Origin of the sequence: Agromyces sp. Root81 (assembly GCF_001429165.1) — a bacterium.
Taxonomy (GTDB): Bacteria; Actinomycetota; Actinomycetes; order Actinomycetales; family Microbacteriaceae; genus Agromyces.
The window spans coordinates 981,763-996,237 of record NZ_LMIR01000001.1; the positions used below are offsets into that span (position 1 = coordinate 981,763).

Annotated in this window: 9 protein-coding genes and 1 tRNA gene; 1 reads left to right on the plus strand and 9 read right to left on the minus strand. The window is 70.0% G+C overall.

Translation table 11 applies throughout. The features are described 5' to 3' along the window. Window positions 1–104: 104 nt before the first annotated feature. The 7 genes from ASE14_RS04695 to ASE14_RS04725 form a co-directional block, all read right to left on the minus strand. Window positions 105–5,330, minus strand: coding sequence for an Ig-like domain-containing protein (locus ASE14_RS04695; RefSeq protein ID WP_056651326.1), 5,226 nt, complete (start codon window positions 5,328–5,330; stop codon window positions 105–107). Continuing rightward, window positions 5,327–6,028: a hypothetical protein gene (locus ASE14_RS04700; protein WP_056651329.1), complete on the minus strand. Its 702-nt coding sequence runs from the start codon at window positions 6,026–6,028 to the stop codon at window positions 5,327–5,329. The genes ASE14_RS04695 and ASE14_RS04700 overlap by 4 nt, the downstream gene beginning before the upstream one ends. Beyond that, window positions 6,016–7,725, minus strand: a complete 1,710-nt coding sequence (locus ASE14_RS04705; RefSeq protein ID WP_056651332.1) for a serine/threonine-protein kinase — start codon at window positions 7,723–7,725, stop codon at window positions 6,016–6,018. Before ASE14_RS04705 ends, ASE14_RS04700 begins: the two co-directional genes overlap by 13 nt. Beyond that, window positions 7,725–8,843 (minus strand): FHA domain-containing protein, encoded by a 1,119-nt coding sequence (locus tag ASE14_RS04710; RefSeq protein WP_056651334.1) that lies wholly within the window; start codon window positions 8,841–8,843, stop codon window positions 7,725–7,727. Before ASE14_RS04710 ends, ASE14_RS04705 begins: the two co-directional genes overlap by 1 nt. Beyond that, complete coding sequence (locus ASE14_RS04715) at window positions 8,824–9,717, minus strand: PP2C family serine/threonine-protein phosphatase (protein ID WP_235511084.1); 894 nt, start codon at window positions 9,715–9,717, stop codon at window positions 8,824–8,826. The genes ASE14_RS04710 and ASE14_RS04715 overlap by 20 nt, the downstream gene beginning before the upstream one ends. 151 nt (window positions 9,718–9,868) lie before the next feature. Continuing rightward, window positions 9,869–11,128 (minus strand): MFS transporter, encoded by a 1,260-nt coding sequence (locus ASE14_RS04720; protein WP_056651339.1) that lies wholly within the window; start codon window positions 11,126–11,128, stop codon window positions 9,869–9,871. Window positions 11,129–11,241: 113 nt separating this feature from the next. Beyond that, window positions 11,242–12,279: a TerC family protein gene (locus ASE14_RS04725; RefSeq protein WP_056651342.1), complete on the minus strand. Its 1,038-nt coding sequence runs from the start codon at window positions 12,277–12,279 to the stop codon at window positions 11,242–11,244. A gap of 254 nt (window positions 12,280–12,533) precedes the next feature. Between ASE14_RS04725 and ASE14_RS04730 the strand changes: the two genes are divergently transcribed. After that, window positions 12,534–13,226, plus strand: coding sequence for a TIGR00645 family protein (locus tag ASE14_RS04730; RefSeq protein WP_082600080.1), 693 nt, complete (start codon window positions 12,534–12,536; stop codon window positions 13,224–13,226). A 145-nt stretch (window positions 13,227–13,371) separates the two neighbouring features. On the opposite strand, the gene ASE14_RS04735 is transcribed toward ASE14_RS04730, so the two are convergent. Both ASE14_RS04735 and ASE14_RS04740 read right to left on the minus strand, forming a co-directional pair. Continuing rightward, window positions 13,372–13,444, minus strand: a tRNA-Glu gene (locus ASE14_RS04735). A gap of 99 nt (window positions 13,445–13,543) precedes the next feature. Then, complete coding sequence (locus ASE14_RS04740) at window positions 13,544–14,446, minus strand: diacylglycerol kinase family protein (RefSeq protein ID WP_056651345.1); 903 nt, start codon at window positions 14,444–14,446, stop codon at window positions 13,544–13,546. Window positions 14,447–14,475: the final 29 nt, after the last annotated feature.

Sequence of the window (14,475 nt, forward strand, 5' to 3'; positions counted from 1 at the left end):
GACCCCCACACCGGGGTACACGGTAACACGATCATCGCGAGAGTCCATATGGGGAGTACTCCCCACGGAACACGAGTCGACCAGTCGACGTGATCGGCCCACGCTCAACAATCCGGTACTGTGCGGGCGCCACGGTCGGTATGGGCGGCGAGGACGAACCATCCGTTGTAGACGCCACTCGCCTGGGTCATGTAGAAGTAGTTCTCGCCCCACCGCTGCGATCGGCAGACCGCATCGACGACCGTCCCTGCCGAGATCATGCCGGCGGGGTTCATCGTGCACCCTCGTTCGGCGTTCGTCGGCGGGTTGGTGTAGGTCTCGGCCGGTTCGGGGCAGGTCGCCTGGGTGACCGTGGTGCCGTTCGCCGGCACCCACGGCGCGGTCGGCGTCACCGTGCCCGACATGGTCCGCGGTCCGCATCCGGCGACGTTGCACGCGGCCACGAAGTACCGGGACCCGGCACCGTTGGCGCCCGTCGCCGTCGCGGAGGTGCCCGTTGCGGAGCCCGATCCGCCTGGTGTGCCCTCGAAGGTCCACTCGTATCGGGAGATGCCGCGACCACCGTTGTCGGCGGGCGCAGCCCAGTTCAACGAGAGTCGGGCGTCGCCGGAAGTCGAGGCGGTGAGGTTCGCGGCGGCGGGCGCACCCGGGAGCCCGAACGGGGTTCCCGCCGCGCTCGAGGGCGAAGCGGCAGACGTGCCGATCCCGTTGATCGCTGCGACCTGGAACCGATAGGCGGTGCCGTTCGCGAGTCCGGAGATCACGTGGACCGGTCCCGCCGCGTCGACCGGGAAGTCGGCGCCGCCCCCGTTCCACGTGAGTCGATATCCCGAGATCGTCGAGTTGTTGTCGGGCGGCGCCGACCACCGCACACTCACCGATCCGTTCTGCTCGGAGACGATCGCGGGGGCCTTCGGCGGATCGGGCCGATCGCGCACGGTCACCATCACCCGGCCCTGCGTCTCGCGAGTCGGATCCTTCGTGGCGTCCTGGATCCGGTAGACCACGCTGAGCGTTCCGGTGAACGATGCTCCGGTGCGTACCGAGATCCCGGTGCCGGTGTGCGTCACCGACGCGCTCGACCCGACATCGGCCTGATCGATCTCGGCCGAGACGACCTGCAGCGGCGAACCGGGGAACGGATTGACGTCGTTGGCGAGCACATCGAGCGTCGTCGAGTCGCTCCTGAGCATCTCGAACGGACCGTCGTCGAGGGCTTGCGGCTTCGCACGCGTCGACGAGACGACCGTGACGTCGACGTACCCCGGCACGGTGAACTCGCCGAGCGCGACGTCGAACGAGAGCCGGGTCGAGGTGCCGGTCGGCACGCCGAGCGGTGCCGAGACGGTCAGCGTCGAACCGCTGACGGATGCCATGATGTCGGGCGTGGCCCCGCGGAGGTTCGAGTAGCCGACCCGGTCGAGCATGGCGGGGTTGGGATGGTCGGTCGAGCCGCGCAGATCGATCGAGAGCGCCGCCTCCCCCGCCTCGATCGTCTCCGCTCTCGGGGTGAATACCGGTGGCGTGTCGGCGAAGTCGGGATCCCCGACGAACACGGGGATGGTGAGGAAGACGTTCCGCCGATCACCCGTTCGCGCGTCGGCGCGGTCGGCGACCTCGAAGGTCACCGACGCTTCGCCGCGATAGTCGCGCTTCGGCACGTACTGCACCGACTGTTCGTCGACGAAGGCCGGCTCAGCCCAGTTCGTGCTCGTCGCGCTGACCGCGCGCACCGGTCGGCCCGACGGCGCCACCACGATGTCGGAGACCTGCCAGGAGATCCGTCCGTTCATGGGAATGACGATCCGGCCGAGATCGGCGAGGTACGGGTCGGCGGCCTCCTCGCCGGCGGCCGGCACCACGATGAACGCCATCGCGTCGAGTTCGTCGAGCGCGTTCGTGAGTCGATAGGCGACGGCGAAGCGTCGGGAGCCCGGCCGGACCTGGATGCTTCCGTCGTCGAGCACGGTTGCGCGGTCGGCGTTCGGTCCCTCGACGCCGACCTCGAGGTCGTCGACGAGTCCGCCGGGGTTCGTCGCGTCGCGGAGCGGGTCGACCCGTACCTCGTCGACCCCGGCGACGTCCTCGGGTTCGATGACCTGATCCGCCGCCGTCGGCGGCAGGATCTTCGCGTCGTGCTTCACGGCGATCTGGATGAAGGCGGTGTCCGCGCCGCCGTGACCGTTCGATACCTCGTACCGCACCGTGAACGCGCCCTCGTGCTCGGGAGCCGTCACGACCACGCGTCGGCGGTCGCGGAACTCCGCCTCGACGGCGTCGTCGACCTGCGGGAGCTCGACGACGCGCAACGCGTGCCCGCTCGGGTCCGAGTCGTTCAGCAGCACCTCCACGGACGCGCGGCGGCCGGGCCGCATCTCGATGGCATCGTCGACCGCGTTCGGCGGGGGTGCCGTCTCGGGTGGCGGGATCACGCCGATCCGGATCGAACCGGTCGCCCGTTCGCCGAGTGCGTCGCGCACCTCGTATGCGATCGTGTCCGTGCCGCTCGAACCGTCGAACGCCTGATAGGTGATGGAGGTGCTCGTCTGGTCGGCGACGCGCCCGAGCGCGGCACCGCCGAGCACCCCGGTCAGTGCGAGCGAGTCGCCTTCGGGGTCGAGCCCGTCGAGCGGGATGTCGATGGTGACGGCGGATCCCGCGAAGGTCCGCGAGGTGAGGGGCGGCAGGAGCGGTGCCGTGTTCCCGTCGTCATCGCGTGCGACGACGGTGAACGCGACGGTCGCACGCGCCGTCTGCTCGAAGTCGTCGGCGACCGTGTAGACCGCCGTGTAGGAGCCCGGCTCCTCGGGCGCCTGGAAGCGGACCCGGGCACGGTCGACGAATGCGACGCCACCGCCGAGCTCCGTCGAACCGAGTTCCGGGAGCAGGTGCATCGACGCGGCATCCGGATGGTGGTCGTTCTCGAGCACCGCGACGGTCACGATGTCTCCGGCCCGCACGTTGACGGCATCGTCGACCGCCACCGGCGGCTGGTGCTTCACGAGCGGGGGCACCGGGACCACGGTGACCGTCGCGCTCGACACGCCGCTTCCGTCGGAGACCGTGTATCGAAGCTGCAGCTGCCGGTCGAGCGCCTCGGCCGCGGTGATCCGCAGGGCGGTATTGGTCAGCACCTCGACCGAGACGAGGTCCCCGGCATCGCCGGTGTCGACGGACTGCACGGCGAGCACCCTGCCGGACGGCGAGACGTCGTTGGCCAGCACCGAGACCGTGGTCGGCTCCCCCGGTCGCAGGTACGCGGTGTCGACGACCGCGACGGGAGGCGGATCGGTCGCCGGTCGTTCGAGGAACCGCACGCGTACGAGACCGACGCTGACGGATGCCCCTGCACCGAGGTCGTACAGCACGGTGAAGTCACCGGGCTCAGGCGAGGAGAACGCGATCGTACCGCGCGCGAGGTCCGGGACGGCGGTGAGTCCGGCCGGCAGCTCGTCGGTTCCGAGCAGTGCCAGCGGCGCTCCGGAGGGGCTCAGGTCGTTGGCCAACGGCTCGACGAGCACGGTCTCGCCGGCGAAGCCCTGCCCGAAGTCGGGAGTTCCGACGGGGTTGACCGCGCCGACCGCCTGGACGTCGACGGTGAGCGTGCCCGCCGCTGAGGTCTGGCCGTCGGAGACCGTGTAGGCGACCTCCTTCAGGCCGAGTTCGCCGCTCCGATGTTCGAATGTGACGAACCCGTCGGGACTGAACCGCACCGAGTCGCCGCCGGTCGGCGAGGCGTTCACGAGGAAGACGTCGTCACCGTCGGGATCCTTCCAGTCCGACAGCACGTTGTAGCCGATCTGCTGGGCCTGCTCCACCCCGACCGCACCGGCCCGCGATGCCGCCGGCGCGGCGTTCACTCCATCCGGAACGATGCGGACATCCACCGCCGCCTCGGATGCGCCCGTTCGACCGTCGTCGACCGAGTACCGGAACGACACGGTTCCGGCCGCTCCATCGGCAGGGGTGAACTGGAGCGCCCGGCCGTCGTCGATCGCCTCCAACCTGCCGAGGGAGGCCGCGATGTCCGGGACCGCCCCGATCGTCAGCACGTCGCCGTCGGGGTCGGTGTCGTTCTCGAGCACCTCGAGCATCGTCGTACGGCCGGGACGTACGCCGAACTCGTCGTCGCGCGCGGTCGGCGGGCGGTTCACCTCCGTGCGCTCGGCGAGGGTGTCCTCGAACACCTGCTGTGAGCTCTTCTCGTCGCCCTCCAGCTCATCCGATTCCTCCGGCGGCGTCACCTCCTCCCAGTTGTCGACGAGACGGAGGTTCGCGTCGACCAGCCAGGTGTTGCCGGAGTTCACGTCGTTGAGCGCGACGACATCGCGATTGACGCGGAACTCGAGGCGAGCACCCACGGTCGACGGCGAGATCTGCGCCGCGTCCGGTCCGGCATCGCCGCAGAGCGCGACGTAGGAGCCCGAGTTCGCCCAGGCGGCGTGCACGCACCCGTCGACCTGCACTGGCGCGGCGACCTCGTCACCCGCGCGAGCGGGAGCCGACGCCGCGGCGTCCACGTCGATCTCTCGGACGTCGCCCCCGCCCAACGGCACCGCGAACAGGGAAGCGGCACCCGCCACGTACGCGTCATCGTGCTCGGCACCCGACTGCTGCAGGCGCAGCCCCTTACCCGGCAGCTCGATCTCGCGACCGTCGACGAGCAGGACGGCACGGTCCGTGTCGAGCACGACGGCGCGATCGCCCACGACGGCCAGCTGGTGCGACCCCAGTTCCGGCAGCTTCACAGTGGTGGGCGCCCCGCCCGCGCGATCCAGCCGGTAGAGCAGCCCGTCGTGCGGCGAGGTCGCGACGGTCGTGCCATCGGGGCCGACCGCGAGCTCCGCGTCTGCGCCGAGTTCGAGCGTCGGCGTCGTGCCCGCAGCGTCGAACGACAACTCCCCGCCGGCCGGGATCGTCCACAGCTCGCCCTTCGGCGACAGCACCGCCAGCACCTCGCCGCCGAACGCCACCCGCGATCCGAGCGGCACGTCGACGCGTTGCGTCAGCGTCGTGAAGGCCGGATCGATGCGTTCGATCGACCCGGCATCGCGGTCGTAGAGGAAGACGTCCTCACCGTCCTGCAGCACGTCCGCACTGTTCGAGACGGTCGCCACGGCGGCGTCGAGTTCCTCGATCTGACGGTTCAGTCGCCCCGCGAGCAGGTCCTCGCCGTTGGTGACCCAGACCTCGCGGGCTCGCAGATCGGGGTCGGTCACCGGGAACCCGCGGTGCAGCGCGGCGACGGTGACTCCGCCCACCGCGAGCAGCGAGAGCACGACGGTCGACGCGAGCCCCTTCCGCTCTCGCAGCCAGGCGATGGGGCTCACTCGGCGGTCGCGTCCAGCAGCGGAAGGTCGTCGATGCTCACGAGACGAGTCGCCACGGCGTACTCGACGAGGCGGGCACGACGATTCGTCGCGAGCTTGCCCCGACCGCCGCGCAGGCCGTCGACGCCGATGCGGTCGAGCTTGTCGCAGACGTTGTCGAGCTTGCGGTTGAACGTCGTCATGCTCCAACCGAGCCGCGCGGCGGCTTCCGCCGAGCTCGGCACGAGAGCACGGCCGCCCGCCGGCTGCGCGAGGACGTTCTCAGCCAGCGCGACGACGAGCAGCCGCTGGCTGGAGGTGAGCGTGACCGGAAGGATGGTGGTGCCGCCGTCCGTCGGCGCCGCCGTGAGCGAGGTGTTGTAGAAGTCCTCCTCGGCGTGCACCGTGAAGTCGTACGTCGTCGCACCCGCGCTGAACATCACGTGCACCGTTTGGAAGACGATCGGGATCTTCGCACCGGGCGCGAGCCACGCCTGCACGCTTCCGGTGGCGTCGGAGATCGTCGCCGACAGGATCTGGCCGACGTTGGAGAGCCACCAGAGGCCGAACTCCGAGGAGAGTGTGAGGAAGGTGCGGTGCAGGTACGGGTTGTCGTCGATCGTGAGGTCGGACTCACGCCCGATCGTGAACGGCTCGCCGACCTCGACGGCGTACGACTCGCCGCAGTACTCGACGCGGAGCGGCCTCACGGGGTGCATCCCGTCTCGGGTTCCGAGACCTTGCTGCCGCGCTGCACCTGCACGTCGATGCAGGTGCTGACGCCCGGCGACCGGCCGTCGACGACGATGGTCCCGCCCGTGGCGATCTGGGGATCGCCGGAACCGTCGGACAGCTTCCACCGGTACTTGTCGCCGTCTTCGGCATCGGAGTGGGAGATCTCGAACGTGACGGTGCCGTCGGCGCTCGCGACGCCGGTCGAGACGACCGGAGCGGGCACCATCTGCGGGACCACGGCGTTGCCGCCGTCGGGCTTCGCCGTCTCGACCGCCGGCGGCTGGGCCACCGTGCCGGCCATCGCGATCGAGATGCCGATCGCCGCCGCGACGACCACGCCGGCCACGATGCCGATGACGAGTCCCAGCCTGCTGCGGCGCGGAGCAGCGACAGACGTGGGTGGCGCGGACGCGGATGGCGCGGCCGCGATGGCCGAGTGACCGCCTGGACGCAGCATCGTCGATTCAGGCGGTGACGGCTGGGCGGCGTGATGGGGCGCCGTTCCGGCCGGACGGACGACCGTCGAGTCGACGAGGGTACCGGTCGCCGGGCGGCGCACGACCGTGCCGTCGTCGACGACCACCCCGGCTGCGGCCGCCACGGGCGACTGCGCCTGGATCTGCTGCGGCGAGCGGGCCCGGGTGGCATCGTCATCGGCAGGCACCGCAGGCACCGCACGCGGCGCCTGCGCATCGACGGTGCGCACCGACCGCGCCCGGGTGGCGTCGTCGTCGTCGGGCGCGGCCTCCTCGCGGGCGCTCGCGAGGTTCGGCACCTCGATGTTCGTGGCGGCGTATCCGAGCTCGAGCTCGACGCGCTGCAGGGCCCGGGCGAACTCGACGGCGCTCGGGTAGCGGTCCTCTCGTCGGGTGGCCATGCCCTTGGCGAGCACGGCGACCAGGCTGCGCGGCACGTCGACCCGGTCCATCGGGGTGATCGCACCGCGCTCGATGCGTCCGATCAGGTCGAGCGAGCCGTTGGACCGGCCGGGGATCTCGAACGGCGTGCGACCCGCGATGAGCGTGTGCACCGTCGCAGCGAGCGAGAACACGTCGCTGCGCGTATCGGGTCGGGGCTCGTCCTCGAACATCTCGGGCGGCGACCAGGGCACGCTCATGCCGACCGCCGACTGACCGGAGCCCGTGCCCGAGGGACCGTCGCTCGCCGTCACCGTGTGCACCGGCAGCTCGCCCTCGAGGTTCGACGAGATGCCGAAGTCGGTCAGCGCCGGCCAGCCGTAGTCGTTGGTGAGCACGTTGGCCGGTTTGATGTCGCGGTGCAGGATCCCGGCGCTGTGCGCCGTCGCGATCGCCCCGGCGAGTCGCACCCCGGTGCGCAGGGCGTCTTCGATGGAGAACGGCGCTCGCTTGTAGCGCTCGGCGAGGCTCGGCCCCGAGCAGTACTCCATGACGAAGTACGGGCGGCCGTCGGCCGAGACATCCGCGTGGAAGATCGTGACGATGAACGGATGCGCCGACAACTGGGCCATCAGGTTCGCCTCGGCGACGAACTGGGCCTTGGTGTCGCGGCCGAGGCCCTCGGCGAGCAGCACCTTGACCGCGACCTTGCGGCGCGGCAGCTTCTGCTCGTAGAGGAAGACGTCGGCGAAGCCACCCGATCCGAGCAGGCCGTGCGGGGCGTAGCCCGGCAGCTCAGGCGGAGTGGACGGGGCGCGTCGCATCAGCCGCCCACCACCTGGATGGTCCAGCCGCCACCGAGGTCGACGACCGTGCCGGTGAGCACCGGAGTCGGTTCGCCCGATCGCAGCTTCACCGGCGCCTTGCCCGGCGCCACCACGTGAGTGCCATTGCGCGAGTGCAGGTCGGTGATCACGACGGTGTCGCCCTCGAGGGCGAGCCGCACATGGCTGCGCGAGATGTCGGGGTCGCCGAGCCCGATCGTGATGAGCCGCGGGATGCGCCCGCCGGACACCTTGCTGACGCTCGGCGCACGCCCGAGGACGACCTCGTGACCGATCGGTTCGAGCGTGCCGTCGGGCATGCGGATGCCGGCCTGGGCCGGTGCGGGCATCGCCGGTGCTCCCCCGGCCGGGGTCGCGACGGCGCCGCGAGCGGCACGCTCCTCACGCAGGCGGCGGATGTCGACGCTCGCGACCGTCATGCCGTCGTGGTCGCCGTCGACCGGGGCGGGTGGCACCGGGAGCGCCGACGGCGCTGCCACCGTCTCCTCATCGGGCACCATGGTGAGCTCGACCGGTGCGGTGACGCGGGCGGGCGGCGCCGCCGGCGGGGCGGACGGCATCGGATCGGCCGGCGCCGCGGGTAGCTCGGGCGTCGGCGTCGGTGCCGTCGGCGGCGCGGCGGATGAGCCGGCGGCCGGCGCACTCGGCCGGGCAGGGGCGATCGGCTCGACCCCGTCGGACTCGATCGACCGCACCGGCACGACCGCCTCGACGACGGGCAGCGGCACCGCCGAGTCATCCGCACCGCCGTCGACGACGACCTCGATCGAGGAGGCGCCGTCGAGCACGCGCTCGACCCAGGTCGACACACCGGCGTCGTGGATCTCGTCGTGCGCGGACCGCACGCTGATGGGGCCGCGCACGACGACGCGCGCCGTTCCCGCAGCCTCGTCGCGCACCACGAGGGCGAACGACGGGGTCGCGGCGAGCCCCTGGGCCGTGAGGCGATCGAGCACGATCGGGGTGGGGTCGCCATCGCCGAGGTCGGGCCAGAGCGCCGCGAGCCGGTCGGCCGCCGCGGTCGGGACGACGAGGATCACACCGCCGCGGACCGCCGCGAACCACGCGGCCTCTGGGTCATGCCGATACGTCGCCATCTTCGCCTCCCTGCGTGCGAGGGCGCGTCTCTTCGACCGCTCTCGACAGCCTGCCGCGCCGGTCGCGCGTCGTCTCGTCTTCGTCGTCGTCGGCTCCGAGCACGGACTCGACGACGATCGCCGTCACGTTGTCACGACCGCCGTGCGCGAGGGCCGCGTCCACGAGCTCTCCGGCGAGTCCGGCGGCGTGGCCGGTGTCGCCGGCGAGGATGTGCGCGATCGACCGGTCGTCGACCTCCTTCGTGAGGCCGTCGCTGCAGACGAGGAACACCTGTCGCCCGGCCGCCGGGATCAGCCACACGTCGGGATCGACGAATTCGTCGGCCCCGAGCGCCCTGGTGATGACATTGCGTTCGGGATGCCGTTCCGCGTCTTCGGCGTGGATGAGCCCCGCATCGACGAGCTCCTGCACCGCCGAGTGGTCGACGCTGAGCTGCTCGAGGGTCCTGCCGTCCCACGCGTACACGCGCGAGTCGCCGATGTTGAAGACCATCCAGTGGAATCCCGCACCGTCGCCGGCATCGACGAGGACGACACCGGTCAGGGTCGTACCCGCGACCGCGGTGCCCTCCTCACCCGCTTCGCTTAGCGCACGCACGGCCTCGTTCGAGCTGTGGATCGCGTCGAGCACCTGTTCGGGCGACGACGGCACGCCGAACTCGAGGTGCCGGGTGAACGTCTCGATCACTGCGCTGCTCGCGGCATCGCCGCGGGCATGCCCGCCCATTCCGTCGGCGACGAGGTAGACGGGCGCCTCGGCGAGGAAGGAATCCTCGTTGACGCTGCGCACGCGGCCGACATCGGTTCGCGCACTGTGCGCGATGAGCGCAGCGCCTCGCGTCAGGGCGACGACGCCCTCGCCATCACCTGACACGGTTCTCCTCGGATCGAGCGGGAAGGGTGGCGACCGCAACGGTGCGTCCGGCGCCGAGCCTCCACGCTAGCAACTCCCGAGGCCTGCCGATGACCTCTGTGGAAACGGCGCGGCCGAACTCCGGCGGGTCAGCGCATCACGACCACGAACTTCACCGCACACTCCTCACGCGGTAGATCAGGATGCCGCCGAGCAGCATGATCACCGCGGCGACGACGTAGAGCTCGCGGTAGCCGGCGAAGCTCAACACGAGCCAGGCGACGAGCGGGGCGATCGGCAGGTTCTGCGCCGCGTTGATGAGGCCGAGGTCGCGAGCCCGATTCGTGCGGTCGGGCAGTACGTCGGTGACGAGCGCCTGGTCGACGGAGAGGAACACGCCGTAGCCGAGGCCGAGGAGCACGGCGGCGACGATCGACGCATCCCAGGTCGGCACGATCGCGAGCAACAGCGCCGCCGCCGCCTGCAACGCCGCGGCGACGAGCACGAAGATGCGGCGGGCGCGGAGCCTGTCGGAGAGGAGGCCGCCGAGCCACCCGGCGAGACCGCAGGCGACCAGGTACACGAGGATCAGCACCAGCATGCCGGTGTCGGGGTCGTCGACCTTCAGCACGTCGGAGAGGAAGAAGAGCAGATAGGCCGTGCCCACCATGTTGCCGGCGTTCACGAGCACGCGCGAGGACATGGTCCAGTAGTAATCCTGGTTCGGTCCGAGCGGCGGGATCCGAAGTGCGGCCGAGAAGCGCTTCGGCGCGGCATCCGCCTGCGGTTCGGGGTCGCGTGAGCCCAGCAGGAACGGCACTGCGCAAGCGAGCGCGAGCACGCCGACGATCGCCCAACTGCCGCCGACGTCGGGCACGAGCATCGTGACGATCACCATGCCGATCGCCAGGGCGAGCACCTGCGGCACGCCCATCGCCGCCGAGGCGCGACCGCGCTGGAAGCGCGGGACCTGGTCGGCGATCACGGCGGAGAGCGCCACGAGCACGGCCGCATATCCCAGCGCCACCAGCGCGATGAGCACGGCGATCGCGATCGGGCTCCGTTGGATCCCCACAAGCGCGAACGAGACCCCGGCGAGGAGGAATCCGCCGAGGATCCAGGCCCGGCGTCGCCAGCCGGGCAGCCGCGTGCGGTCGCTCAGGATGCCGAACACGGGCACGGAGAGGAGGATCACGACGGAGGACTCACCGATGAGGAACGCGGTGAGCGCGACCTTGTCTTCGGGGGCGACGACCTCGGCGAGCTTGGCCATCATGAACTGCCCCGGCAGCATGACGAGGAGCCAGAGGCCGAACCACGCGAGCGCGAATCGGAGGAGCCATCCGATCGAGACTCGCGACGGCACGGGGCCGGCGGGGACGGCGCGCGCGTTCAGGGGTTCGGGCTCGGGCGCCCGGTCGACGTTGACCATGCAACGAAGTATGAAGTGGGGCGACTGTCCAAGTCAATCGTCCTACTTCGACTCGGTCGTCCAGCCTCCACGGCTGGGCCGTGCGGCGCGGATTGCTCCGCGCCGCAGTCGGCTCAGCGACCGTCGGTGTGCGAGTCCTCGGTGAAGTGCGGCACCTCGTCCATGAGCTTGTGGCCGCGCGACTTCGCATCGTGCCGGGCCTTCACGAGGCTCGCCACCGTCGCGACGGCCATCGCCGCGAGGATCACGCCGAGCGACATCCACGTGGAGATCTCGGGCGCCCACTCGATCGGCTCGCCGCCGTTGATGAACGGCAGTTCGTTGACGTGCATGGCATGGAACACGAGCTTGACGCCGATGAAGGCGAGGATGAACGCGATGCCGTACTTGAGGTACTCGAGGCGTTCGAGGAGGCCGCCGAGGAGGAAGTACAGCTGGCGCAGGCCCATGAGCGCGAAGACGTTCGCCGTGAAGACGATGAACGGGCTCTGCGTGATGCCGAAGATCGCCGGGATCGAGTCGAGGGCGAAGAGCAGGTCGGTCGTGCCGATCGCGATGAAGACGATGAGCATCGGCGTGAAGAAGCGCTTGCCGTCGATGACCGTGCGGAGCTTGACGCCGTCGTACTCGTCGGTGATCGAGACCCGGCGGCGGAGGATCCGCACGACGAAGGTGTCCTTCTCCTCCTCGTCGTGGTCGCCGCGCACCTGCTGGATCGCGGTCCACACGAGCCAGGCGCCGAAGATGTAGAAGATCCACGAGAAGTTCTCGATGAGCGAGGCGCCGAGCAGGATGAAGATGCCGCGCAGCACGAGCGCGATGATGATGCCCACCATGAGCACCTCCTGCTGCAGCTTCCTCGGCACCGCGAACTTCGCCATGATGATGACGAACACGAAGAGGTTGTCGATCGAGAGGCTGTACTCCGTCAGCCAGCCGGCGAGGAACTGCCCGGCGAACTCGCCGCCTGCGAAGAAGTACATGAGCCCGGCGAAGATCAGCGCGAGCGCGACGTAGAAGACGACCCAGAGGGTCGACTCCTTGATCGACGGCACGTGCGGCCGCTTCAGGACGAGCAGGAGATCGGCGATGAGGATCAACGTCAGGACGACGAGGGATCCGATTTCGAACCAGATGGGGAGTTCGAGCAACGTGGTGCCTTTCGGAGTTTGCGGGGACGACGGAATCCGAAAGTCTCTCCCCCCGCTGATTCGCAGGTCCCACGCCCGGAGCGGCGGCGACGGCGCTCGTACTGACGATCGTGGGTCGAGGCCGAGCCTCGCGGGATACTCCCCTTCGCTCCCGCGAGTCTAGTCGAATCCGGCGATCGCCCAGGCGCGGCTCGGCACAGGTTTCCGCTCGACGCGCGCCAATAGAATCAGGGTCCCCACGAGAAGGAGTGCCTGTGAGCTCGACACCCCCCGCCCGCCAGTACCGCACGACCCCGGGCTCCGCCCTCGTCGGCTACGCGATCTTCGCGAGCCGCTGGCTGCAGGCCCCGCTCTACCTCGGGCTCATCGTCGCCCAGGCGATCTACGTCGTCGTGTTCCTCGTCGAACTGTGGCACCTCGGCGAGGAGGCGCTCCGCGACATCACGCACATCGACGAAGCCACGATCATGCTGATGGTGCTCGGCCTCATCGACGTCGTGATGATCGCGAACCTGCTCATCATGGTGATCATCGGCGGCTACGAGACCTTCGTGTCGCGCATCAAGGTCGACGGGCACCCCGACCAGCCCGAGTGGCTCAGCCACGTTAACGCCAACGTGCTCAAGGTCAAGCTCGCGATGGCCATCATCGGCATCTCGTCCATCCACCTGTTGAAGACCTTCATCGAGGTCGGCGACCTCGGCAGCAAGGACGCCGAGAACAAGACCGGCGACATCTACACCGGCGAAGGCGTCATGTGGCAGGTCATCATCCACTGCGTCTTCATCCTGTCGGCACTCGCCCTGGCACTGATCGACCGGATGTCGTACCACAGGGTCGACCCGCACGAGGTGCACGACGGTCTCCCGGTCGCCTATCCCGACGCCCGGTCCGGCGTGGACGGCACCCACGTACCGGAGCTCGTCGGGACCGGGACGCGCCACTGACGCGACGTCGGGGCACGGCATCGAGCGGATGCCGCGCCCCGACGTTCATCGTCTTCGACGGGTCGTGGGAAACACGCACCCGGAAACGCAGAAAGCCCTCGCGAATGCGAGGGCTTTCTGCTTGTGTTGTCGCATGTCACATACGTGACCCCAGCGGGATTTGAACCCGCGCTGCCGCCGTGAGAGGGCGGTGTCCTAGGCCGCTAAACGATGGGGCCGAATCGACAACTTGAAGAGTATGACACAGCTTCGGGGCCGCTGCAAAATCGAGGCCGCCGCCGCATCCGTTCGCCTGCCTGCGCCCGCCGGTGCCGCGCTCAGCGGAACACCGCGAGCGCCCCCGGAACGATCTCGACGTCGATCGGCAGCTGCCCGATGCGCTCCCCGTCGGCGTAGGCGACGATGTCGTCCGCCTCGATGCGCACCTCGCGTCCGGTGAGGAACTCCACCGCCGGGTGATCCGTGTGACGACCCGCGAACACCTTCGGGAAGACGGCGACGAGCCGTGCCCGCGACAGCGGGTGCACGATGAAGACGTCGAGCAGCCCGTCGGAGAGATCGGCGTGCGGCACGATGCGCATGCCGCCGCCGATCGACGAGTTGTTGGCCACCGAGACGAGCATCGCCCGCTGCTCGCGCCGCACTCCGTCGACCGTGATCGTGTAGCTGCGTGGACGGAAGGTGACGAGTTCCCGCACCATCGCGAGCGTGTACCGGCTCGGCCCCTTGGGCCGGGTCATCCCGTTCGCGCGCTCGTTGACGACGGCGTCGAAGCCCGTCGAGACGACCGACGCGAACCAGGTGCGCAGTTCGCCGTGCCGGATGAGGCCGGCGTCGATGACCTTCGGCGGGCGGCCGAGCGCCTCCACCAGGGCCTCCGTCGCCGCTGCCGGGTCGCCGATGGGCAGGCCGAGGCCGCGCGCGAGGTCGTTGCCCGTGCCCGCCGCGACGATCCCGAGCGGCACTCCGGTGCCCGCGAGCAGGTTCACCCCGAGCGAGACCATGCCGTCGCCGCCGACGACGACCAGCCCGTCGGTGCCGAGGGCGAACGCGGATTCGACCTCTCGCCGCAGCAGTTCGAAGTTCGCCTCGCGGAGCACCGTGACCTCGTGGCCCTCGCGCATCAGCCGCTCGGCCACCGCCGGGCCGACGGCACGGTTGCGTCCGAAGGAAGCGGCGGGGTTGATCGCGACGAGGAGTCGCTTCGATGCGCTGGGCATGCAGTGATTCTGGCAGTCGGCAGCCTTGC

Coding starts and splice junctions, on each gene's coding strand:
- ASE14_RS04740 (WP_056651345.1), bottom strand. CDS start 14,446: ATGCCCAGCGCATCGAAGCGACTCCTCGTCGCGATCAACCCCGCCGCT.
- ASE14_RS04710 (WP_056651334.1), bottom strand. CDS start 8,843: ATGGCGACGTATCGGCATGACCCAGAGGCCGCGTGGTTCGCGGCGGTC.
- ASE14_RS04700 (WP_056651329.1), bottom strand. CDS start 6,028: ATGCACCCCGTGAGGCCGCTCCGCGTCGAGTACTGCGGCGAGTCGTAC.
- ASE14_RS04705 (WP_056651332.1), bottom strand. CDS start 7,725: ATGCGACGCGCCCCGTCCACTCCGCCTGAGCTGCCGGGCTACGCCCCG.
- ASE14_RS04720 (WP_056651339.1), bottom strand. CDS start 11,128: ATGGTCAACGTCGACCGGGCGCCCGAGCCCGAACCCCTGAACGCGCGC.